The sequence below is a fragment of the Streptomyces odonnellii genome, from assembly GCF_000981895.1.
Taxonomy (GTDB): Bacteria; Actinomycetota; Actinomycetes; order Streptomycetales; family Streptomycetaceae; genus Streptomyces; species Streptomyces odonnellii.
On the sequence record NZ_LATD01000129.1, the window covers coordinates 1 to 21,669 of the forward strand.

Annotated in this window: 18 protein-coding genes, 1 pseudogene and 1 riboswitch; of the genes and pseudogenes, 6 read left to right on the forward strand and 13 right to left on the reverse strand. The window is 70.8% G+C overall.

The window, feature by feature from the left end; translation table 11 throughout:
• Positions 1 to 167 precede the first annotated feature (167 nt).
• From WH07_RS13805 to clpS, 5 genes are all read right to left on the reverse strand, one after another.
• The gene (locus WH07_RS13805) at positions 168 to 1,163 is read right to left on the reverse strand and encodes an ABC transporter substrate-binding protein (protein ID WP_456300495.1); all 996 of its coding nucleotides are present in this window, start codon (positions 1,161 to 1,163) and stop codon (positions 168 to 170) included.
• A 91-nt stretch (positions 1,164 to 1,254) separates the two neighbouring features.
• Positions 1,255 to 1,366: riboswitch (cobalamin riboswitch) on the reverse strand.
• A gap of 9 nt (positions 1,367 to 1,375) precedes the next feature.
• A complete protein-coding gene (locus WH07_RS13810) occupies positions 1,376 to 1,789 on the reverse strand; it encodes a Mov34/MPN/PAD-1 family protein (RefSeq protein ID WP_046500065.1) in 414 nt (137 codons plus the stop codon).
• Between the two features lie 207 nt (positions 1,790 to 1,996).
• A complete protein-coding gene (locus WH07_RS13815; RefSeq protein ID WP_046500067.1) occupies positions 1,997 to 3,523 on the reverse strand; it encodes an amino acid permease in 1,527 nt (508 codons plus the stop codon).
• 335 nt (positions 3,524 to 3,858) lie between these two features.
• On the reverse strand, positions 3,859 to 4,437 hold the full coding sequence (locus WH07_RS13820) for a DUF2017 domain-containing protein (RefSeq protein WP_046500069.1): 579 nt from the start codon (positions 4,435 to 4,437) through the stop codon (positions 3,859 to 3,861).
• Positions 4,437 to 4,742, reverse strand: coding sequence for an ATP-dependent Clp protease adapter ClpS (gene clpS, locus WH07_RS13825; RefSeq protein WP_046500072.1), 306 nt, complete (start codon positions 4,740 to 4,742; stop codon positions 4,437 to 4,439). Before clpS ends, WH07_RS13820 begins: the two co-directional genes overlap by 1 nt.
• Before the next feature lie 166 nt (positions 4,743 to 4,908).
• Here clpS and WH07_RS13830 point away from each other — a divergent pair, with 166 nt between their 5' ends.
• Both WH07_RS13830 and WH07_RS13835 read left to right on the forward strand, forming a co-directional pair.
• Positions 4,909 to 6,237: a nicotinate phosphoribosyltransferase gene (locus tag WH07_RS13830; protein ID WP_046500073.1), complete on the forward strand. Its 1,329-nt coding sequence runs from the start codon at positions 4,909 to 4,911 to the stop codon at positions 6,235 to 6,237.
• Positions 6,238 to 6,439: 202 nt separating this feature from the next.
• Positions 6,440 to 7,021, forward strand: a pseudogene (locus WH07_RS13835) (nicotinamidase); the annotation flags it as partial.
• Between the two features lie 171 nt (positions 7,022 to 7,192).
• Here WH07_RS13835 and WH07_RS13840 read toward each other — a convergent pair.
• Both WH07_RS13840 and WH07_RS13845 read right to left on the reverse strand, forming a co-directional pair.
• Positions 7,193 to 7,546, reverse strand: a complete 354-nt coding sequence (locus WH07_RS13840; protein ID WP_046500111.1) for a hypothetical protein — start codon at positions 7,544 to 7,546, stop codon at positions 7,193 to 7,195.
• A 124-nt stretch (positions 7,547 to 7,670) separates the two neighbouring features.
• Entirely contained in the window at positions 7,671 to 10,082 is a 2,412-nt protein-coding gene (locus tag WH07_RS13845) for an immune inhibitor A domain-containing protein (protein ID WP_106409565.1), read from the reverse strand.
• 416 nt (positions 10,083 to 10,498) lie between these two features.
• On the opposite strand from WH07_RS13845, the gene WH07_RS13850 reads away from it, so the two are divergent.
• A complete protein-coding gene (locus tag WH07_RS13850; RefSeq protein ID WP_046500076.1) occupies positions 10,499 to 10,789 on the forward strand; it encodes a hypothetical protein in 291 nt (96 codons plus the stop codon).
• A gap of 198 nt (positions 10,790 to 10,987) precedes the next feature.
• On the opposite strand, the gene WH07_RS13855 is transcribed toward WH07_RS13850, so the two are convergent.
• On the reverse strand, positions 10,988 to 11,716 hold the full coding sequence (locus WH07_RS13855; RefSeq protein ID WP_046500077.1) for an RDD family protein: 729 nt from the start codon (positions 11,714 to 11,716) through the stop codon (positions 10,988 to 10,990).
• Positions 11,717 to 11,915: 199 nt separating this feature from the next.
• Complete coding sequence (locus WH07_RS13860) at positions 11,916 to 13,382, reverse strand: RDD family protein (protein ID WP_046500079.1); 1,467 nt, start codon at positions 13,380 to 13,382, stop codon at positions 11,916 to 11,918.
• A gap of 339 nt (positions 13,383 to 13,721) precedes the next feature.
• On the opposite strand from WH07_RS13860, the gene WH07_RS13865 reads away from it, so the two are divergent.
• Positions 13,722 to 14,198 carry an SsgA family sporulation/cell division regulator gene (locus WH07_RS13865; protein WP_046500081.1) on the forward strand — a complete coding sequence of 159 codons (477 nt, stop codon included), beginning with the start codon at positions 13,722 to 13,724 and terminating at the stop codon, positions 14,196 to 14,198.
• Between the two features lie 60 nt (positions 14,199 to 14,258).
• Here WH07_RS13865 and WH07_RS13870 read toward each other — a convergent pair whose 3' ends face one another.
• On the reverse strand, positions 14,259 to 15,626 hold the full coding sequence (locus WH07_RS13870) for an FAD-binding oxidoreductase (RefSeq protein WP_079023208.1): 1,368 nt from the start codon (positions 15,624 to 15,626) through the stop codon (positions 14,259 to 14,261).
• 116 nt (positions 15,627 to 15,742) lie between these two features.
• Between WH07_RS13870 and WH07_RS13875 the strand changes: the two genes are divergently transcribed.
• The gene (locus WH07_RS13875) at positions 15,743 to 17,293 is read left to right on the forward strand and encodes a tetratricopeptide repeat protein (protein WP_052744363.1); all 1,551 of its coding nucleotides are present in this window, start codon (positions 15,743 to 15,745) and stop codon (positions 17,291 to 17,293) included.
• Between the two features lie 182 nt (positions 17,294 to 17,475).
• On the opposite strand, the gene hppD is transcribed toward WH07_RS13875, so the two are convergent.
• A complete protein-coding gene (gene hppD / locus WH07_RS13880; protein ID WP_106409568.1) occupies positions 17,476 to 18,615 on the reverse strand; it encodes a 4-hydroxyphenylpyruvate dioxygenase in 1,140 nt (379 codons plus the stop codon).
• A gap of 167 nt (positions 18,616 to 18,782) precedes the next feature.
• Here hppD and WH07_RS13885 point away from each other — a divergent pair, with 167 nt between their 5' ends.
• Positions 18,783 to 19,361, forward strand: coding sequence for an Lrp/AsnC family transcriptional regulator (locus WH07_RS13885; protein WP_232788870.1), 579 nt, complete (start codon positions 18,783 to 18,785; stop codon positions 19,359 to 19,361).
• Positions 19,362 to 19,494: 133 nt separating this feature from the next.
• Here WH07_RS13885 and WH07_RS13890 read toward each other — a convergent pair whose 3' ends face one another.
• Complete coding sequence (locus WH07_RS13890) at positions 19,495 to 20,292, reverse strand: YlbL family protein (RefSeq protein ID WP_046500090.1); 798 nt, start codon at positions 20,290 to 20,292, stop codon at positions 19,495 to 19,497.
• A 595-nt stretch (positions 20,293 to 20,887) separates the two neighbouring features.
• Positions 20,888 to 21,529: an IclR family transcriptional regulator gene (locus tag WH07_RS13895; protein ID WP_046500092.1), complete on the reverse strand. Its 642-nt coding sequence runs from the start codon at positions 21,527 to 21,529 to the stop codon at positions 20,888 to 20,890.
• Positions 21,530 to 21,669: the final 140 nt, after the last annotated feature.

The following is a 21,669-nucleotide window of genomic DNA, read 5'->3' on the forward strand; positions in this document are numbered from 1 at the left end:
ACCCCGCCCCTTCCCGGAACCGGGGCTCCGCCCCGGACCCCGGTGTCCTCAAACGCCGGACGGGCTGGATTTACCCCGGCGTCCCCGAACACCGGACGGGCTGGATTTGCCGCCGGGCGGGCTGTCTCTGCCCCAGTCGGAGGCTCGGGATCGCGGCGCATCGGGCGTTACCGCGCCGACGCCGGGTGGAGTTGGGTCGCCAGGCGTTCTATCGCCCCTGGCGCCCGTACGCCGAGGACCACGTCCGACAGCGGCATCACCGCGAAGCTGCGGTTCTTGACGGCCGGGACGTCCTTCAGCGCCGGGTCGTCCAGGAGGCGTTTCTCCTTCTGGGCGACCGTCGTCGAGCCGTAGTCGTAGACGACGACGGTCTCCGGGCGGCGGGCCACGACCTGTTCCCACGTCGCGTCGCCGAAGGACTTGTCCAGGTCCGCGAAGACATTGCGCCCGCCGGCCAGCCGGATCAGCTCGTTGCCGATGCCCTTGCCGCCCGCGGTGAACGCGGTGCGGTCGCCGCTGTCGTACACGAAGACCGACACGGGCCTGACGCCCTTCAGTTCGCCGGCGGTGGACGCGACCGTCGCGCGCGCCTCCGCGATCCAGCGCTTCGCGCGCTCCAGGACACCGAAGATACGGCCGGTCTCCTCGACCTCCCGGTAGACGTCCTCCATCGTGGTCCGGCCGTCCGTGCAGTTCTCCAGGTTGAGCCGGGTGTTGATACCGGCCGCCTTGAGGTCGTCGCGGCTGCGGCCCTCCTTCGCGTCAAAGGCGCTCGCGTACCCGCCGTACACGAAGTCGGGCGCGGCGGCGAGGAGTTTCTCCTTGGAGGGGTACTCCTCGGCGAGGACCGGCACGCTCTTGTACGCCTTCTCGTACGCGGGCAGGATCCGGTCGTCCAGCCAGGCGGTGCCGACCAGGGACTTCTCCAGACCGAGCGCGAGCATGATCTCGGTGACGTGCTGGTTCATGGTGACCACGCGCTTGGGCGGTGCCTGGTACGTGGTGGTCACCCCGCAGTTGGTGACGGTGTACGGGAAGCCGGGCGCGGCGGGTGCGGCGTTCTTGTCCCGCGTGGCGGCGGAGTCCGGCGCGGTGGGGCCGCCGCAACCCGTGAGCGGCAGCAGGACGAGCAGGGCGGATATCGCGGACAGGGCGGGCGACAGGGCTGATACGGCGGGCGCGAACGCGCGGCGGCGCCGGGGCACGGCAGACACGACAGGGCCTCCTCCGGGGGATTTCCGCGTCCCCTGGCTGGTGGGAGAAAGGCGGCAGGTCAGTTCCTGGCTGCCAAGCGGAGCTTGGTCACAGTGGCGGGACCGCGCCGGTTTCGCACCGGCTTCCTGGGTCCTGCCGCCTCGTTTCTGCGTCGAGTCTCTCAGACGATCTCGACGGGCTCCTCGGTGACCTCGCCGTCCACGATCCGGTACGAGCGGAACTGGAAGGGGCCTTCGCCGTCGGTGTCCGCGGTGGAGACCAGCACATAGTGGGCGCCGGGCTCATTGGCGTAGGTGATGTCCGTACGGGACGGATAGGCCTCGGTCGCGGTGTGGGAGTGGTAGATGATCACCGGCTCCTCGTCGCGGTCGTCCATCTCCCGGTAGAGCTTGAGCAGATCGGCCGAGTCGAACTCGTAGAAGGTGGGCGAGCGCGCGGCGTTGAGCATCGGGATGAACCGCTCGGCCCGTCCGCTGCCCTCGGGGCCCGCGACCACCCCGCAGGCCTCGTCGGGGTGGTCGGCTCGCGCGTGCGCGACGATCTGGTCGTGCAGGGCCTGGGTGATGGTGAGCATGCAGAGAATATAAACGGGACCGCCACGCGCGGACCGGCCCCGGTACGAGCGCGTGGAGCAGCCCCCGTACGAGCGCGCGGACCGGCCCCCGTACAAGCGCGTGGCCCGGCCCCGGTACGAGCGGGGCCGGCCCACGCGGAGGCCTGGGGCCGCAGCCCGGTGCGAACGTCAGCGGGTCGCTGCCCGGTCTTCGGCCGCGGTGTGCCCTCAATCGCCGGACGGGCTGACCTTCAGCCCGTCCAGGCCGCCGCGCTCCGCGGTACCCGCGTCGCGCCGCTTCAGCGCCTGCCAGCCGACCGCCAGCCCCACCGCCCACACGGCCGCCACATACAGGCAGACCCGCGCGTCCTTGTCGTACGCGATCAGACAGGTCACCAGCGCCAGGAACGCCGCCGCGACCCAACTGAACAGCGCGCCGCCGGGGGCGGGGAACGACGAGGCGGGCAGCCGCCCGGCCTCCACCGCGCGGCGGTAGCGGATATGGCTGATCAGGATCATCATCCAGGTCCAGATGCCGGCCGCGGTGGCCACCGAGGTCACATAGCCGAACGCCTTCTCCGGGACGACATAGTTGAGGACCACGCCGATCCCCATCAGTACGACGGAGACGGTGATGGCGAGGGCGGGCGTCTTGCGGGAGTTGAGCTTGCCGAAGACCTGGGGCGCCTCGCTGTTGGCGGCGAGGTCGCGCAGCATCCGGCCGGTGGAGTACATCCCCGAGTTGCAGGAGGAGAGCGCGGCGGTCAGGACGACGAAGTTGACGATGCCGGCCGCGAGGGGGATGCCCATCTTCTCGAAGGCGTGTACGAAGGGGCTGTTGCCCGCCGAGAACTCGGTCCATTTGACGACCGCGAGGATCACGGACAGCGCGCCGACGTAGAAGACGATGATGCGCCAGGGCAGCGTGTTGATGGCCTTGGGGAGGGTCTTCTCGGGGTTCTCCGACTCGCCCGCGGTGACTCCGACCAGTTCGACGGCGAGGTAGGCGAACATGACGCCCTGAAGGGTCATCAGGCTGGATCCGATGCCGTTCGGGAAGATCCCGTGGTGCGCCCAGAGGTTGGACGCGGAAGCGGTCCCGCCCGCGTCGGAGAAGCCCAGCGTCAGCACGCCCAGACCGATGACGATCATGCCGATGATCGCGGTGACCTTGATCATCGAGAACCAGAACTCGACCTCGCCGAAGATCTTCACCGAGATCAGATTGACCCCGAAGAGCACCACCAGGAACACCAGCGCGCTGACCCACTGCGGGATCTGCGGGAACCAGAAGTGGATGTAGATGGCGGCGGCGGTCAGTTCGGCCATCCCCGTGACGACCCACATCAGCCAGTACGTCCAGCCGGTCGCGAAGCCGAAGAACGGGCCGAGGAACTCTCTGGCGTACTCGGCGAAGGAGCCCGAGACCGGCCGGTAGAGCAGCAGTTCGCCGAGCGCCCGCATGATGAAGAAGATCACGACACCCGCGAGGGCGTACATCAGGATGATGCTGGGGCCCGCCTTGGCGATATTGGCTCCGGCGCCCATGAAGAGGCCGACCCCGATGGCACCGCCGATCGCGATCATCTGGACCTGCCGGCTGCCGAGTCCCCGTTCGTAGCCCTCTTCGGGCGCTCCGGCCGGCCGGTCTCCGGAGGGGCCGCCTCCGTCCGGGTCCGCCGCGGCGCGGTCGCCGCCGTGTCCCGTACCGCCGTGTTCGCCGCCGTATTCCTTGTCGACCTGCGCAGAAGTCATGGTCGTGCGCCTTTCTCCATACCGGTCCGCGCCGCACGCGGCCACGGGACCGGTTCGTGATCCCCCCGGATGACGGATGGAGTGCCGCCGGCGGTCGGCCGGCGGAGAACACCCCCGGGGACAGGGGTGGAGTCCCCGGGGGGTCGTGAAGATTTATCACGGCGGAGGGGGTCACCGGCGCACGGTTCTGTGGCGGACCCCACAGGCAGAAGCGGACGAATCGCACCGCGAAGAGCAAAGGGCGCCGGAGCGTTGACGTGATCGTTATGGCGAATTGAGGGTGTTCTGAGGGTGTACGGCGCATACCGAAAGGGCTTGCGCCGACGAGACACCCCCTACGGCATCAGCGTCTCGACGAGGGTTTCCTGGAGCGCGCCGAGCCAGAGGTACGCCATCACCATCGGCTTGCGCGGGTCGGAGTCCGGCAGCCGGTACAGCTCGCCGCCCTCGTCCTCGTCCGTGACCTCCAGCCGTGTCCCGATGGTCAGCCGCAGGTCGTTGAGCGCGCCGAGCCAGTGCAGACAGTCCTCGGGCGTCAGCTTGAGCACCGCGCCGCCGGCGCCCGCCGAGCCGAGCCCGTCCAGGGTGCGGACGACCGCCATCCCGTCCTCGCGCTTGCGGCCGCGCAGGTCGTTCTCCGTGAAGCGTCTGAACTCGGCGGAGAACTCCTTCAGTTCGTCGTCGTCATCGCCGTACGCGTCCGGGAAGAGCCGGGCCAGCGCCGGGTCGGCGGGCGGCTCGCTGGGGCCCTCGGCGAAGAGCGAGGCGAGCGGGTCCTCGCCCTGGGCCGGCTCGTCACCGGGCCCGATCAGCTCCAGGAGCTGTACGGCGAGCGAGCGCAGGATCGAGATCTCGACCTCGTCGAGGGCGACGGCCGCTCCGCCGCCCGGGATGGCCTCGAAGCGCCCGGCCATCAGGCGCGGTCCTGGGAGAGGGTGGCCCAGAGCCCGAACCCGTGCATGGCCTGCACATCGCGCTCCATCTCCTCGCGGCTGCCGCTGGAGACGATCGCGCGGCCCTTGTGGTGGACGTCGAGCATCAGTCGGTGCGCCTTGTCCTTGGGGTATCCGAAATAGGTCTGGAAGACGTACGCCACATAACTCATGAGGTTGACGGGGTCGTTGTGGACGATCGTCACCCACGGCACATCGGGTTCCGGGACGGCGAAAGTCTCCTCGGCCGATTCGGGGCGTTCGATCTCAGTGGGAGCAACACTCACGGTTCCGGACGACCTTCTTCTCTGCCGGGCTTCTCTGGCCGGGTCACAGCGTCACACGCCGGGGCACAGCGTCACACGACCCATGCTGCCACCCGGGACGGCCTGTCGCACAAACGGCCACGCAGAAATCGTCAGTCTGACGAGAGGTAGGGGTAGAATTCTTGTTATGAACACAGCGGATCTTGGACTGCCGGTCGATGTCCCGTCGACCGCGCTCTTCACCGATCAGTACGAGCTGACGATGCTCCGTGCCGCGCTGCGGGCCGGCACCGCCGACCGTCGCTCGGTCTTCGAGGTCTTCACCCGCCGGCTGCCCGAGGGGCGCAGGTACGGAGTGGTGGGCGGCACCGGGCGGGTCCTGGACGCCGTGGAGAACTTCCGCTTCGACTCGGACGTCCTGGGCTTCCTCCGGGGGAACGGCATCGTCGACGAGCCGACGCTCGCCTGGCTCGCCTCGTACCGCTTCGGCGGGGACATCTGGGGCTATCCGGAGGGCGAGGTGTACTTCCCGGGCTCGCCGATCCTGCGCGTGGAGGGCTCGTTCGCGGAGTGCGTGCTGCTGGAGACGGTGATCCTGTCGATCCTCAACCACGACTCGGCGATCGCGGCGGCGGCCTCCCGGATGTCGGCGGCCGCGGGCGGGCGCGGGCTGATCGAGATGGGCGCGCGCCGTACGCACGAGCTGTCCGCGGTGGCCGCCGCGCGCGCCGCGTACGTGGGCGGCTTCGACTCGACCTCGGACCTGGCGGCCGGGTTCCGGTACGGCATTCCGACGGTGGGCACCAGCGCGCACGCGTTCACCCTGCTGCACGACAGCGAGCGGGACGCCTTCCAGGCGCAGGTCACCTCGCTCGGCCGGGGCACGACCCTGCTGATCGACACCTTCGACGTGGCCGAGGCCGTACGGACCGCGGTGGAGATCGCCGGGCCCGAGCTGGGGGCCGTCCGTATCGACTCCGGCGATCTGCTGCTGGTCGCGCACCGGGTACGGCAGCAGCTCGACGAGCTGGGCGCGCTGAACACCAGGATCGTGGTGACCTCCGACCTGGACGAGTACGCGATCGCGTCGCTGGCCGCCGCGCCGGTCGACTCGTACGGCGTGGGCACCCAGCTCGTCACCGGCAGCGGGCACCCGACCTGCTCCATGGTCTACAAGATCGTCGCCCGCGCGGCCTCCGCCGATCCGAAGGCGCCGCTCCAGCCGGTGGCGAAGAAGTCGCTGGGCGGGAAGACCTCGATCGGCGGCCGCAAGTGGGCCGCGCGGCGTCCGGACGCCCGGGGGTGCGCCGAGGCCGAGGTGATCGGTACGGGCGCGGTGCCGCCGGAGCTGCTGGACCGGCAGCTCCTGGTGCAGCTCGTCAAGGGCGGCGAGATCGTCGCGCGGGAGCCGCTGGAGACGGCGCGCGCCCGGCACTTCGCGGCGCGGGAGGCGCTGCCGCTGTCGGCGACACAGCTCTCGCGGGGCGAGCCGGTGATCCCGACCGAGTACATATGAGTCGCGTGAGGCGGTGGTGAAGGATGTCCGGCTCTTCCCGCCGGAGGGTCCGCGTATCTAGGCTCGTACGACCCGCACGGCTTGTGCGGCCCGGGCAGGCCGCGGCCCGTACACCCTCCCCCGCCGTCGCCGCGAGACCTGCTCCGTCCGCCCGTCCCGCTCGTCCGCCGCTCGTCCGCTCCCCCGCCGAAGGATGGCCGTCATGCACCGCGCGTTGCTCGTCGTAGACGTTCAGAACGACTTCTGTGAGGGCGGCAGCCTCGCGGTGACGGGAGGGTCGCAGGTCGCCGCCGCCGTCACCGATCTGATCGGCGAGGCGGCGCCCGGATACCGGCATGTGGTCGCCACCCGGGACCATCACATCGACCCCGGTGACCACTTCTCCGGCAGCCCGGACTTCGTCCGCACCTGGCCCCCGCACTGTGTCGCGGGTACGGAGGGCGTGGGCTTCCACCCCAATTTCGCGCCGGCCGTCGCCTCCGGCGCGGTCGACGCGGTCTTCGACAAGGGGGCGTACGCGGGCGCGTACAGCGGCTTCGAGGGGGCCGACGAGAACGGGACGCGGCTCGCGGACTGGCTGCGGGCCCGCGGGATCACCGAGGTCGACGTGGTCGGTATCGCGACCGATCACTGTGTGCGCGCGACCGCGCTGGACGCGGCCCGGGAGGGCTTCACCACCCATGTGCTGCTCGATCTGACGGCGGGCGTGGCCGTGGAGACCACGGAGAAGGCGCTGGAGGAGCTGCGCGAGGCGGGCGTGAAGCTGATCGGCAAGCCGGTGGTGGTCAACCGTCTGTCGCCGCCGTCCCCCCGCAGCACGGCCGACGCGCCCCAGGAGGGCACGATCAGCCCCTCCGGCGCCTGAGGACGACGGGCGCCGGACCGGTCACGGCCCGGCGCCCGCCCCTAGGCACCCGTCGGGACCCCCCAGGGGCACCCAGGGCACCCAGGGTGCCTAGGAGGCCTCGTAGGCCGGGCCCCGGTATCCGGCGTTCGCGGGGCTCGTCGAGGGGCGCAGCAGGGCGCGTATCGGCTGCCAGAGCTGGTTTCTGCACTCCGGTGTGGTGCGCCACAGCAGACCGTCCGGATGGTGCAGTACGGCGGTGATCTCGTCCGGCGTCGGCGGCTCCGCGTTGCCGCGCAGATACACCGCGCGCAGCCCCAGATTCCGCAGCCTGGTCAGGGCGCGGGCCCGGTTCGCCGCGTGCACGAGGACGCGTACCGTACCGCCCTCGGCGGCCGGGCTGGGCAGGGTCAGTGCCACCACCACCGTGCCGTTCGGGAGCTTGCTGAAGCCTCCGCCAGCCATGTCGCTCATCTCCCCCGTGAGACATCCTGTCAATAAGAGAACCGCAGGATGCACCTAAACACGATCGGCCGCCGCCCGCTAGAGGGCGACGGCCGATCCTGCTCTGACCTGCGATTACTTCCGGTTACCGACCGGAGGCGCCAACCTTGACCGTCAGCGTCTGGCCATCCAGCGGCTGGCCGATGATGCTGATCTTGGTGTTGGTGTCAGGAACCTTGACGCTCGCGCCCGGGTTCTCGGCGCTCCAGTAGGTGCCCTTGCGGTCGTCGAAGACCGGGCTGCCGAGCTGGGGCTTGATCCGCGTCGGGACATTGGCCTTGTGCAGCGTCAGCCCGGTCGTCGGCCACCAGCTGAAGGTGGAGTCGTACGCCTGGATCCGGTTGCGCATGACCGTGCCGTCCGACCACTTCAGCGGCTTGGCGTGCGCGTCGATGGGCAGCACCAGACCCTCACCGGGGTGCTGGCTGGTGTTGTTGTCGACCTGCGAGGTGTCCCACAGCCAGATCAGCAGACCGGCCTGGTACGGGAAGTGCTCGACCTTGTTGTCGTTCGGCGCCGTGAAGCCGAAGTTGTACGGGCCGACCTCAAGGGTCTTGTCGTACGAGACGTACTGGCGGTTCTCGGCGATGTAGTACTGCGGGTAGTCCTGGGTGAAGGACTCACCGATGCGCGAGAAGCCGTCCGCGGTCCAGCCGGCGTCGTCGCCCTCGGCGTTGTCGGAGAAGACCGTCGCGCCGTCCGCGGTCAGGGTGATCGCGTCCGCGGCGAAGCCCTTCTGCGCGACCCCGCCGTCCGTCTGGTAGCGGAAGCGCAGGTCGAACTTCTGGCCCGCGTAGGCGTCCAGCGGGAAGGAGAGCTGCTGGTACGACTCCGAGACGCCGGTCAGCGACGGCTTGTCCGCCGCGTCACGGGGCAGCGGCACGCCGTTGGCCGTACCGTCGAGCACCGTCCAGTTGGCGCCGCCGTCCGTGGACACCTCGGTGTAGAGGTAGTCGTAGTCGGCCTCGATGTCCCACCAGCCCTGGAGGTTCAGCGTCGCCGTGGACTTCCCGGTCAGGTCGACCGGGCGGGTGAGGGTGTTCTTGAGGTCGTCACCCATGTCGCTCCACCACTGCTTGGAGCCCTCGGCGGGCTTCACGACAGTCGTGGTGCGGGTCTTGTCCGGCAGCTCGACGATCAGCGCCTGCGGGTTCTTGGTGTTGTACTCCGAGACACCCAGCTTGTGCGTGGAGCTGGTCGCGGCCTTGGCCTCGGCGTAGTTGAGCCAGCCGAGCTGGAGCTTGTCCCAGGCGGTCATGTCACCGGGCAGGTCGCCGATCGCGTCCTTGCCTGTGCCGAGCCAGGAACCGGACGACATCAGCGTCCAGAAGGCCGTCGAGTTGTCGCCGCCCGCGGTGTCGTACAGGTCGGGCAGGCCCAGGTCGTGGCCGTACTCGTGGGCGAAGACACCGAGGCCGCCGTTCTCGGGCTGCATGGTGTAGTCGCCGACCCAGATGCCGGTGTTGCCGAACTGGGTGCCGCCCGCCTTGTTGTCGGCCGGACCCGTGCTGCCCGCGTTGGTGCCGTACGCGTACCAGCGGTGCGCCCACAGGGCGTCCTCGCCCTGGACGCCGCCGCCCGCGGACTCGTCCTCACCGGCGTGCACGATCTGGAAGTGGTCGATGTAGCCGTCGGGCTCGTTGAAGTTGCCGTCGCCGTCGAAGTCGTAGCGGTCCCACAGGTCGTACTGGGAGAGGTCTGCCTTGATCTGGGCGTCGGTGCGGCCCTGGGCCTTCTGGTCCGCGGTCCAGGCGTTGACGCCGTCGCGCACCGCGTCCCAGACGTTGGCACAGTTGGTGGAGCCGCAGTAGTTGGACCCGTAACGGGCCTCGTTGTAGGGGACCTTGACCCAGTCGGAGACCTCGCCGTCGACCGAGTAGCGCCCGGAGGACGTCTTCTCGTAGTAGGTCTTCAGCGACTCCTTCTGCTTCCCCTTGCGGTCCTTGCCGGTGCCGAAGTAGAGGTCCTGGAAGTGCTGCTGGTTGTAATCGGCCTGCCAGGCGGTGGAGTTGTCGACCTTGCGGTCGGGCTCCGCTATCTGGTTGTGCCGCGGGCCGGGCTCGCCGCCGTACCGCGGGACGGGCGGGAGCGGGCCGGGGCCGTCCGGGTCGTACGTCGTGGTGTTGTCGACCTGGTCGCCGAACTCGACGAGGATCGTGAAGATCTTGTCGGTCTTCTCCCGGCCCAGCTCGACGTACTTCTTGTTGTCGAGCCTGACCACGTTGGAGCCGCCGCGCTTCTCCACCTTGGCGGCACCGGAGATGACCTGCTGGAGCGCTGCCTCGCGCTGCTGTTCCTGCTGCTTGCTGAACGGGCCTTCCAGGTCGTGTTCGACCTGTCCCTTCTGCGGCGCCGGGTCACGGCGCTCGATACCCGCGGGGCCGGATGCGGGGCTGTCCTCGGCCTGGGCCGTGGTGAAGGCCGAAGCCGTTGCGGCGGTCGCGGCGAGGGCCACGATCACCGCGGACACTCTCTTCGCCCGTCTGTTTCTGATCACTTGATGCTTTTCCTCCCCGGCGCACGCGATCCGCGGACCGGGAGTGAGGGATCCGCGCGCGTCTGCGTCATAAGTGACGACATTCGACCGGAGTTAAGAGAGAAAAGACAGACCTTGACTTGCACTGGTCAACTGCACTATGCGAGGGCCGGATCTCCATCGGCCGAACAGCACGGACACGGAGGAATTTGGACAACAGGCACACAATTCAAGCCGCTTGGCGAGGGGTGTGACTCGATGCGCCCCCCGTGCGACGGAACCGTGGGTGAGGTCACGCTTACGGCCCGTTCCCCTCGGGCATGCACCGCCTTAGAGTCGACTGAGAGTGCGAACTGCTCGCATCTGCTCTGCCGTTGCGGCCTGAGCGGGATGCGCGAGACACCCCCGATACCGATGCTCCGAGGACGGATTCCGCCATGCCGCGTCCGACTGCAGCACAGCTCGCCTATGGTTCCGCCACCGTCGTCTGTTCCACCGTCGTCATGCTGCTGCTCTCGGGGATCACCACCGGTGCCGGTGTCGTGGTGATCGGAATCGTCGCGCTCGCCCTGGGACTTCTGGTCACGGTCACCGTGCCCGCGCCCGGCCGGGCGCCGGCCCGGGCGGCTCGTACGGCCGGCAGCACGGAGCCGTCCCGGGACCGGGCGCCCGCCGCGCGGATCCGCAGGGGCGCCGAGTCGCGGTTCCAGCACTCACTGCGCCGCTAGCGCGTGTCTTCAAAGTCCCGTCTGCCCGGCGACGCCTGGCACGCACGCTCGCCGCGTTGTCGGGATCATCCAAGTACGTCCAGTACAAGGACGACCCTCCGCCTTGCGATCGCACGCACCAGACGCCGCCGGGCCCGCCCTTCGGGCGGACGACGCTACTTTGAAGACACGCCCTAGGTCCCGTCCGCCGCGCTGGACCTAGGCAGTGGGCCGCTGCTCCGTCTCCTGTACGACGACGGTCCTGGCAGCCTTGTCGTGGAGGCCCTGCCGGTAGGGCCTGCTGGCCACGATGCTCAGGATGATGATGGCCCACCAGATGATCAGGCAGCACAGCAGCGCGGGCAGCCAGAGCACGATCGCGCGCAGCAGCGAGGTGCCTGTGTCGGGCACCGCGCCGTTGTTGAGCATCGCGACGCGCAGTTTCATCCAGCGTTTGCCGAGGGTCTGACCGGTTCTCCGGGTCATCAGGGTGTCGTAGCCGACAAAGGCGATCACGGAGATGACCGACCACAGCCACTGCGTTCCCGTATTCACCTGATTGGCGAAGTCGTCCCAGTTGCTGCTGTTCGCCCGGCCGCGCCAGCTTCCGAAGAATCCGGACAGAATCGCCAGCGGTACGAAAATGATCAGGGCGTCGATGATCCGGGCCACCAGCCGTCTGCCGAACGGCGCGAGCGGCGGCATTCCGGCGAGCGGATCCGTACCGCCGAACGGCCCGCCGCCATAGGCGTTCCGGCCGTGGACGTCCCGGTCGTAGGGGCCGCCGGGCGGTGGACCGCCGTCGCCGCCGTAGGGAGCACCGTACGGAGAACCGGCCCCCGGGGACGGCGGGCCCTGCGGACCTTCCGGTGACGGGGGTTCCTGCGGCTTCTTCAGAAACGGGTCGTCATCGGGTGCCGGTCCTGGCGGCGGCTGATCGTTGCTCATGGGGGCAGTGCACCGCGCGAGGCAGAGGCACGCAACGGATCACCCGCCGTTCGGAGCAGTCCGGCGGGCGTCCGGAGTCCTATGACGCGGCGGCCGTTACGGGCGCGGTGTCCTTACAGGGCCGGTGCCCTCCGCGGGGCCGGTGTCCTTGACAGGGCCGGTGCCCGCCGCAGGGCCGGTGTCCTTCACCGGCCCGGCGTCAGCCCGCCACGAACGTACGGGCCGCCTTGTCGTGCCAGCACTGCCGCCAGGGCCGGTCGAACAGGCACCACAGCACATTCAGAACGCCCACGACCAGCACGCCCAGCAGACCGTAGACCAGCCAGCGGCGCAGCGCGGCACCGAAGGCCGGGGCCTCGTGGGACTCGATGTCCCGTACTTCCAGACCACAGAGCTTCTTGCCGAGCGTCCGCCCCCAGCGGGCCGTCGGCAGCGCCTCGTACAGCGTCCCGAGGATCAGCAGCGCCGCCAGCGCCATCCCCAGATAGCTGGCCGTCGTGCCGTCGATGAGCCAGACGGTGACGGTCTCTCCGGTCTCCTTGGCCGCCTCGACCTTGGCGTCGATATGTGTACGGGCCCGGGAGTAGAGGGGGAGGGAAGCGGCGCCGACGAGCGCGCCCAGGACGAGGGTGTCGATCAGCCGGGCCACGAACCGCTTGGCCAGGCCGGCGGGCCTGGCGGCGGCCTGGGCCTGGGCCGCCTGGAGGAACGGGTCGTCGACGGGCGGCTTCCAGGGCACGACCGGCTGGTCGGGCGCGCCGGGGTTCATGGGCTGGGCCAGCGGGTGCGCCTGCTGGGCCCAGGACGCGGCGCCGCCGCCGGAGCCGGAGCTGACGGGGGCCTGCGGCTGGGACGGCGGCTGGGGGTGCGCGGGCGGTACGGCCGTGCCGGTGTGGGAGGCGCCCTGGTTGAGCGCGCGGATCGACATGGTGCCTTCGGTCCGGCCCGAGGCCGCGGCGGCGTCGTCGTCCTTGGCCCGGCGGGCCGCGCGCAGGGCGCGGATGGCGACGGTGCTGTCGACGGGCGGCTGCGCCCCGGCACCCGCGCCCGCTCCGGCTTCCGGGTCACGCGGGCCCGGCGGGCGGCCCGGATCGGCGCCGGTTCGCGCGCCGGGACCGGAATCCCGGCCCGTGTCCGGCCTGACACCCCGTCGCATGGCGCGGATCGCGACCGTGCCTTCCGACGGCGCCGACGGCGGGCCGTCGTCCTGGCCCGGCCCGAGGGCGCGTACGCCGGGCAGCGCGCCGCCCGTCGGATCGCCGGGGGTGGGCGGCGGGACCTCGTGCAGCGCGGGCGGCGCGGGGTCGAGCGGAGCCGACGGCGCGGGGATCCGGGGATCCTGGCCGCCCGCGCCCCAGGACACCCGCTCGTCCCGCTCGCCGCCGAAGCCGGTCTGCCGGGAGGCGTCGGCCTGCCAGGCGGACGCCGGTTCCTGCCGGGGTCCTTCGGAGGGCTCCTCGTCGAGGAAGACCGGTCCGGTCTCGTCGACCGCGGGCGGGGCGGTGGCCGGGCCCGGCTGTGCCGTCTCGCCGCCCTGGGGCGCGGGCCGGCTCGTACCGGGCACCCAGGCCGCGCCGTTCCAGTAGCGGACATATCCAGGGATGGAGGGGTCTGGGTAGAACCCTTCCCGGGGTACGTTCCCGCCGTCACCAGGAGGAGTAGCCACTGACCCCAACTCCGTTCACTCACACCATGTTCGCCAAGGAAGACATTAACGAAGAACTCAGATGCCTGAAGAAGGGGAACAGCAGAAAGGCCGCATTCGAAAGGATGTGGGCAGAGAAATGTTCGCCACGGTGTACGAACAGCCGGGCTCCAGTGCCAAAAGGGCGGGCCGGGGGGCGCACGAACGGGCAGGCCGCGCGGGTGACCCGCCGGGTGCGCGGGCCGCGCGCGGGCGGCTCCGAAGTCGGCGCCGAAAGTCGCGTAATAAACGGCGGGGCGGGGCCTCTCTCCTGGTACGGGCCCGTCGCGGGGCCACCCGTCAGGAGAGGAAGTGCCGCTCATGGACACTGTCGTGGAGCGCGATCTGGAGTTGCGTCTGGTGCTGTCGCCGGAGCGCGGGATTCCCGTTCCGGCCCGGCTGACCTACCGTACGGACGATCCGTATGCCGTGCACATCACCTTCCACACCGGTTCCGACACCCCGGTCAAATGGAACTTCGCGCGCGAGCTGCTGGTGGAGGGGGTGTTCAGGCCCTGTGGGCACGGCGATGTACGGATCTGGCCGACCAGGATCGACGGGCGCGGTGTGCTGTGTGTCGCCCTTTCGTCGCCCGACGGGGACGCGCTGCTGGAGGCGCCTCTGGTGGCGGTGTCCGCGTGGCTGGAGCGCACGCTGCGGATCGTGCCGCCGGGGACGGAGAGCGAGCAGCTCGGCATCGACGACGGCCTCGCCCGGCTGCTCGCCGCCACCCCGGCGGACGATCTGTGGCTGCGCGACCCCTGGCCGTCGGACGGATCGGCGGACGGCGAGCGGTAGACCGTGCCCCGCGAACCGTCGCCGGCGCGGGGCGGGTACGGGCGGGCCGGGGCCGGCCCGTCAGAAGAGCTTGCCCGGGTTGAGCAGGCCGAGCGGGTCGAAAGTGCGCTTGATGCCGCGCTGCAACTCCAGCCCCACCGGCCCCAGTTCGCGCGACAGCCACTCCTTCTTCAGTACGCCGACGCCGTGTTCGCCGGTGATCGTGCCGCCCAGTTCCAGGCCGAGCGCCATGATCTCGTCGAAGGACTCGCGGGCGCGCCGGGACTCGTCCGGGTCTGCCGGGTCGAAGCAGACGGTCGGGTGGGTGTTGCCGTCGCCCGCGTGTGCGCAGACGCCGATGGTCAGGTCGTACTTCTGGGCGATGGCGGCCGTTCCTTCGAGCAGCGCGGCGAGCCGGCTGCGCGGTACGCACACGTCGTCGATCATCGTCGCCGCCTTGACGGCTTCCAGCGCGGTGAGCGAGAGGCGGCGGGCCTGGAGCAGCATCTCCGACTCGGCGGCGTCCTCGGCGGGAACGACCTCGGTGGCGCCGGCCGCCGCGCACAGCTTGCCGACCGCGGTCAGATCGGCGGTGGGGTCGGGGGTGTCGAAGGCCGCCAGGAGGAGGGCCTCGGTGGTGTCGGGCAGGCCCATGTTCGCCATCGCGTTGACGGCGCGGATGGTCGTACCGTCCATCAATTCGAGGAGGGACGGGGTGTGGCCGCGCTCCATGATGCGGCAGACCGCGTCGCACGCGGCGGCGGCCGAGGCGAACTCCGCGGCCAGCACGAGCTGTCGGGGCGGCTGGGGCTTGAGCGCGAGAACGGCCTTGACGACGATGCCGAGGCTGCCCTCCGAGCCGACGAAGAGCCGCGTCAGGTCGTAGCCCGCGACGCCCTTGGCCGTACGGCGGCCGGTGGTGAGCAGCCGGCCGTCGGCGAGGACGACATCGAGGCCGAGCACATACTCCGCGGTGACGCCGTACTTGACGCAGCACAGCCCGCCCGAGGCCGTGCCGATGTTCCCGCCGATGGTGCACATCTCCCAGCTCGACGGGTCCGGCGGGTAGTAGAGGCCCTGCTCGCCGACGGCCCGGGAGAGGGTGGCGTTGATGACGCCCGGCTCGACGACGGCGATCCGGTCGACCGGGTTGATCTCCAGGATGCGGTCCATCTTGGTCAGGGACAGGACGATGCAGCCGTCCGAGGCGTTGGCCGCGCCCGACAGCCCCGTACGGGCACCCTGCGGGACGACCGGCACGCGCAGTTCGGTCGCGGTCCGCATGACGTGCTGGACCTGCTCCGCCGAACGGGGCAGGACGACCACCGCGGGGATGCCGGCCTCGCAGAAGCTGGCCATGTCATGGGAGTAGGAAGCCGTGATGTCCGGATCGGTGATCACGGCCTCGGCGGGAAGTCCGGACCGCAGCCGTACGAGGAGGTCAGCCAGATCATCCATGATCCCAGCGTCGCATCCGGGGCCATCGGTGTGAACCCGTCTGCGATCCACAACATCAAGCGCGGATATGTTCTTCATATGGACGCACAGTAATCACCATGAACCCCATGAAAACAGAGCAGGTCAGACAGGTCAAACGGGCGGCCCTGGCCGCGGGGGTGGGTGCGGCGCTGGTCGGGGGCGTCCTGCTGTTCGTACCGGAGCGTGACCGGCCGCCGCTGACCCCCGAGGCACGCGCGATGGCCGCGGCGGGCTCGGGGGCGCCCGCCGCGTTCGCCGACCTGACCGCGCTCATCCGAGACCGGGAGGCCTGGCTGCGCTCGCACCCGGAGGACGGCGAAGCCTGGGCCGTGCTCGGCGCGGCGTATGTGGAGCGCGGTGCGCGGCGCGCGGACTCGACGTACTTCCCGAAGGCCGACCAGGCGCTCCAGCGCTCGCTCGCGACGGTCCCGACCGACGGGTCCGGCGGCGCGGAGGGGCCTGCCGGGTCCGGTGAGGACGGCAAGGCCGGTGAGTCCGCCGAGTACGGGAATCCCGCGGCGCTGGTGGGTCTCGCCCGGCTCGCCAACGCCCGGCACGACTTCGCCACCGCCAGGAAGTGGGCCGAGACGGTACGGAACCAGCGGCCCGACGAGGCGTCGGCGTACCCGGTGCTGATCGACGCGTACAACGGCCTCGGGGAGTACCGGGCGGCGGGCGACGCCCTGGAGAAGCTCCAGGAACTGCGCCAGGGAGCGCCGGTGCTGGAGCGCTCGGCGGCCATCTACCGCGAGCGCGGCCGGCAGGACGAGGCGGCGGCCAAGGCGGCCGAGGCCGCGGGGCGCGCCACCACCCCGGAGGAGAAGGCCGAGGCGCTGCACACCCTGGGCATGGTGTCCTGGGACCGGGGCGAGCCGACCGAGGCGCTGGCGCACTTCAACTCGGCGCTGGCGGCGGCCCACGACCATCCCGCGTCGCTGGCCGGGCGGGCGAGGGCACTGGCCGCGCTGGGCAGGACGGACGAGGCGTACCAGCAGTACACCACCGCGCTCGCCAAGCTGCCGAAGCCCGAATACTCCCTGGAACTCGGCGAGTTGTACGACTCGCTGGGCCTGAACGGGGACGCGGAGACCCAGTACGAGGCGCTGCGCGAGCGGGTCGAGAAGGAGCGCGCCCATGGCGTGAACGAGGAACTGGTCCTCGGCCGCTACGAGGCCGACCACGCGGACCCGGAGTCGGCGGTGACCCGGCTGACGGCAGAGTGGACGCGCTCGCACCGGAGCATGTACGTCGCGGACGCGCTGGCCTGGGCGCTGTACCGGGCGGGCCGGGGCGAGGAGGCGTTGAAGTACGCGCGGAAGGCGACGGGGCAGGGGCCCAGGAGCGCGCTGTTCACCTACCACCTGGGTGAGATCGAGCGGTCGCTCCAGATGTACGGCCCGGCCCGCCGCCATATCGAGGAGGCGCTGCGGATCAATCCGTACTTCTCGCCGCTGCTGGCGCCGAAGGCGCGGGAGGCGCTGGACGAGCTGCGGGATCTTCCGGTCGCTCCACCGGTCGCTCCGCCTGCCTCTCGGCCCGCCTCTCCGCAGCTCCCGGTGCCCTCGCAGGCGCCGGTGCCCGTCCCGCCGCAGCCGGACGTGCGGTCTTCTCCGTCCTTCTTCACGGGCGGCATCTGAGGCGTGCGCGGGGTGGTGTGCGCCGGATTGTGTGCGCCGGGCCTGAGCGAATGGGGGCGCGGCCCCACGGGTGAGTGGGATTCCCCGTGGGGCCGCGCGGTCTCCGCGTACGCGCCGGCACGCGTCGCGTACATGTCGTGCACGTGATGTGCACGCGTCGTGGTGCCCGGTCGGGGCTCGGCTCAGAGGTTTCCGCGCTTCTCCTGCTCGCGCTCGATCGCCTCGAAGAGCGCCTTGAAGTTGCCCTTGCCGAAGCCCATCGAGCCGTGCCGCTCGATCATCTCGAAGAAGACCGTCGGCCGGTCCTGGACCGGCTTGGTGAAGATCTGCAGCAGATAGCCGTCCTCGTCGCGGTCGACCAGGATCTTCAGCTCGCGCAGTGTCTCGACCGGCACCCGCGTCTCGCCCGCCCACTCGCCGAGCGTGTCGTAGTACGAGTCGGGGGTGTCCAGGAACCGGACGCCCGCCGCCCTCATCGCCCGTACGGACGCGACGATGTCGTTCGTGGCGAGCGCGATGTGCTGGACGCCGGCCCCTCCGTAGAACTCCAGGTACTCGTCGATCTGCGACTTCTTCTTGGCGATCGCGGGCTCGTTGATCGGGAACTTCACCTTGAGGGTGCCGTCCGCGACGACCTTCGACATCAGCGCGGAGTACTCGGTGGCGATGTCGTCGCCCACGAACTCCTTCATGTTCGTGAAGCCCATGACCTTGTTGTAGAAGCCGACCCACTCGTTCATCCGGCCGAGTTCGACATTGCCCACGCAGTGGTCGATGGCCTGGAAGGTGCGCTTGGCCGGGGGCTCGACGATCGGCTCGGCGGTCTCGAAGCCCGGCAGGTACGGGCCGTCGTAGCCGGAGCGCTCGACGAGGGTGTGGCGGGTCTGGCCGTATGTCGCGATGGCGGCCAGGACGACCGTGCCGTACTCGTCCTTGATCTCGTACGGCTCCTGGATGCCGCGGGCGCCGTGCTCGGTGGCGTACGCGTACGCGGCGCGCGCGTCCGGCACCTCGATCGCCAGGTCGACGACACCGTCGCCGTGCTCGGCGACATGGCCGGCCAGGAAGCGGCCCCACTCGGTGGACGGTTTGATGACGGACGTGAACACGAAGCGGGCCGCGCCATTGGTCAGCACGTAACTCGCGGTCTCGCGGCTGCCGTTCTCCGGTCCCGCGTAGGCGACGAGCTTCATGCCGAAGGCCGTGGAGTAGTAGTGCGCGGCCTGCTTGGCGTTGCCGACGGCGAAGACGACGGCGTCCATTCCCTTGACCGGGAAGGGGTCGGCCTCACGCGCGGTGTCGGGGGCGTGGTCGATGTTCATCGAGGTGTCAGCCATGGCCTCAGCCTCCCGCCGTTCCACAAGGTGCGCAACAGTTCCGGTTTTTGCTGGGCAATATGCATAGTGGAAGGCCAGAATGGCGGGGCCATCTGCACAGTATGACCATGGCGGTGCGTGTGATGGCAGCGCGTGTGATGAGGGGGCAGAGGATGACAGCGGGTACGGGCACGGGAACCGGCGCGGGCGCCGACAGGGGTACGGGCACCGGTACGGGTACGGGTACGGCGGCCGGTATCGACGAGCTCGACGGCAGGCTCATCGTGCTGCTGGCACGCGAGCCGCGGATCGGCGTACTGGAGGCCTCGCGCCGGCTCGGGGTGGCCCGCGGGACCGTACAGGCGCGGCTCGACCGGCTCCAGTCGAACGGGGTCATCAAGGGGTTCGGCCCGGCCGTCGACCCGGCCGCCCTCGGCTATCCGGTCACGGCCTTCGCCACGCTGGAGATCAAGCAGGGCCAGGGCTCGGACGTACGGGCCCATCTCACGACCGTCCCCGAGGTGCTCGAACTGCACACCACCACCGGCCAGGGCGACATGCTCTGCCGTCTGGTCGCCCGCTCCAACGCGGACCTTCAGCGGGTGATCGACCGGGTCGTCGGCTTCGAGGGGATCGTGCGGGCCAGTACGGCGATCGTGATGGAGAACCCCGTACCGCTCCGGGTCATCCCGCTGGTGGAGCAGGCCGCCGCGGACTCCGCCACCGGCCGGCCGCCGCACCGGTCACGGTGACACCGGGCCTTCGACGGCGACACGTACCACGGTGTCCTCGGTCGCCTTCGCAGTCGGCACACCCTCGCCGCCGGCACATCGCAGTCGGCACAGAGGCCGGTACCGGGTGGATCCGGCCGGGGCGAGCAGGCCCTCAGCAGGCCGGGACGTCGCCGCCCGTGGCCAGTGCGCGCAGCGCCGAGACCGCGCCCTTGAGGGTGGTGACCGGGATCAGCCGCATGCCCTTCGGCAGCTCGGCGCTCGCGTCGCCGCACTCCGCCTTCGGTACGAGGAAGACGGTCGCGCCGTCCCGGCCCGCCGCCCGGGTCTTGAGGGACACCCCGCCGACCGGGCCGACCTCGCCGTTCTCGGTGATCGTGCCCGTACCGGCGATGGTGCGGCCACCGGTGAGATCGCCGCCGGACCCGTCGCCGTCGAGCTTGTCGACGATGCCGAGGGCGAAGAGCAGCCCGGCGCTGGGGCCGCCGATGTCGGCGAGATGGAGCCGTACGTCGACGCTGTCCGGGCTCCTGCGCAGATAGCCGAGGGCCGCGACGGTCGCGGAGTCCTGCGACTGGACCATGTCCTGGACGTTGTGCTTCTCGATCTCCTTGTCGGACTCCCCCGACGGATACACGGCCTCGCGCGGCAGCACGGCCCGGTCGGTACGGAACCAGCCGTCGATCACATCGCCGAGATCGACATCGGCGGACGGCCCCGTCGCCTCGATGGTCGTCATCCGGAGCTGGCCCCTGGTCGGGCGCGTGGGCGACCCGCTCACGGTGATGACCTGCTGCCCCCGGTCGGTACCGAGGACGTCCACGGTCATCCCGGGCTGCGCCACGGCGTACGGCAGCGGCGCCACGCCGACGACGACGAAGAGCGCGGCGACCGGCACGGCGAGGACGGCGAGGACACCGGTGCGGGAGAGACGAAAGAGGCGAGAGAGCACGAGGTCAATGTAGCCGCAGGTGGCAGGACCCGGTCGGGGGCCGCGGCCGGGGCATATGCGCCGGGGGTGGCCGCGCACCGGCCGGGCACGTACGGCCGGACCGTGCGCGGGCGTATGGCCGGACCGTGCGCGGGCGTATGGCCGGACCGTGGGCGGGCGCCACCGGGTACGTACAACGGGGTCGGACGAGGCGTGCGCGGGCGGCGCCGGGCGCGCTGCGGGGCGCGAGCCGCGGCGGAAGCGCCGTCGCGGGGGCACCGGCGAGAGGGCCTCGATGCGCTAGCTGCGGGTGTCCCGGCACCGGACCTTCGGCGCCGAGGCGTACGCACGGCGTTCCGTCGCAGGTGCCTCGGGCCGTGTCTGCCATATCCCGTCTGGCGCGCGGTGGGCGGACGACGCCATGTGGCGGACACGGCCCGGCCCGGGCGCTCCGCCTCCGGCACCCCCGGCGCGCGCCGCGCGGACCGCACCTTCCGCCGCTCCCCGCATTCCCGCCGCACCCGGCGCGGGTCCGCTCAACGGTGCGCCGGGGCCGGTCCCGGTGGTCTCCCCGCTGGTGCGCCGACTCGTCCGTGAGCACGGCGTCGATCCGCGTTCAGCGCAGAGCGTCCGCCACTTCCTTCGCCGCGTCGACCACCCGCGGGCCCACCCGTTCCGGTACCGCGTCCGCCAGCATCACGACCCCGACGCTGCCCTCGATCCCCGTCACACCCACCAGCGCGGCCGCCGCGCCGCTCGCGCCCGCCTCCAGTTCGCCATGGGTCAGGGTGCAGCGCGGTTCGCTGAGTACGGTCTGCCGCGCGGCCAGGATCGCCTTGCCCGCCGCGCCCCGCTCCAGCGGATGGCGGAACCCGGCCCGGTAGGCGACGTGGTAGTCGGTCCAGGTCGGCTCGACGACCGCGACCGCCAGCGCCTCCGCCCCGTCGACCAGCGTGAGATGCGCCGTCGCGCCTATGTCCTCGGCGAGCGAGCGCAGCGCGGGCAGCGCCGCCTCCCGTACCAGCGGATGCACCTGGCGGCCCAGCCGCAGCACACCGAGCCCCACTCTGGCCCGGCCGCCGAGGTCACGGCGGACCAGCGCGTGCTGTTCGAGGGTCGCGAGGAGACGGTAGACGACGGTCCTGTTGACGCCGAGTCTGTTGGACAACTCGGTGACGGTCAGGCCGTGGTCGGTGTCGGCGAGCAGCTTGAGGACACGAAGTCCCCGGTCGAGCGTCTGGGAGGTCTCCGCGGTCACGACGCCCCTCCTTCGGAGTGAGTAGCGGCGGCCGGTCACATGGAGGCAGCGGCGCCGGTCCCGTCGGCAGCGTGGAGAGACCGCCGGCGGCCCCCGCGCACCGGCTGCGCTCCGCGGCTGAGCTGCCACGGGGCGTTTAC

Coding starts and splice junctions, on each gene's coding strand:
- WH07_RS13810 (WP_046500065.1), bottom strand. CDS start 1,789: ATGCTCACCATCACCCAGGCCCTGCACGACCAGATCGTCGCGCACGCG.
- WH07_RS13815 (WP_046500067.1), bottom strand. CDS start 3,523: ATGACTTCTGCGCAGGTCGACAAGGAATACGGCGGCGAACACGGCGGT.
- WH07_RS13820 (WP_046500069.1), bottom strand. CDS start 4,437: ATGGCCGGGCGCTTCGAGGCCATCCCGGGCGGCGGAGCGGCCGTCGCC.
- WH07_RS13830 (WP_046500073.1), top strand. CDS start 4,909: ATGAACACAGCGGATCTTGGACTGCCGGTCGATGTCCCGTCGACCGCG.
- WH07_RS13840 (WP_046500111.1), bottom strand. CDS start 7,546: ATGGCTGGCGGAGGCTTCAGCAAGCTCCCGAACGGCACGGTGGTGGTG.
- WH07_RS13850 (WP_046500076.1), top strand. CDS start 10,499: ATGCCGCGTCCGACTGCAGCACAGCTCGCCTATGGTTCCGCCACCGTC.
- WH07_RS13855 (WP_046500077.1), bottom strand. CDS start 11,716: ATGAGCAACGATCAGCCGCCGCCAGGACCGGCACCCGATGACGACCCG.
- WH07_RS13865 (WP_046500081.1), top strand. CDS start 13,722: ATGGACACTGTCGTGGAGCGCGATCTGGAGTTGCGTCTGGTGCTGTCG.
- WH07_RS13875 (WP_052744363.1), top strand. CDS start 15,743: ATGAAAACAGAGCAGGTCAGACAGGTCAAACGGGCGGCCCTGGCCGCG.
- hppD (WP_106409568.1), bottom strand. CDS start 18,615: ATGAACATCGACCACGCCCCCGACACCGCGCGTGAGGCCGACCCCTTC.
- WH07_RS13885 (WP_232788870.1), top strand. CDS start 18,783: ATGACAGCGGGTACGGGCACGGGAACCGGCGCGGGCGCCGACAGGGGT.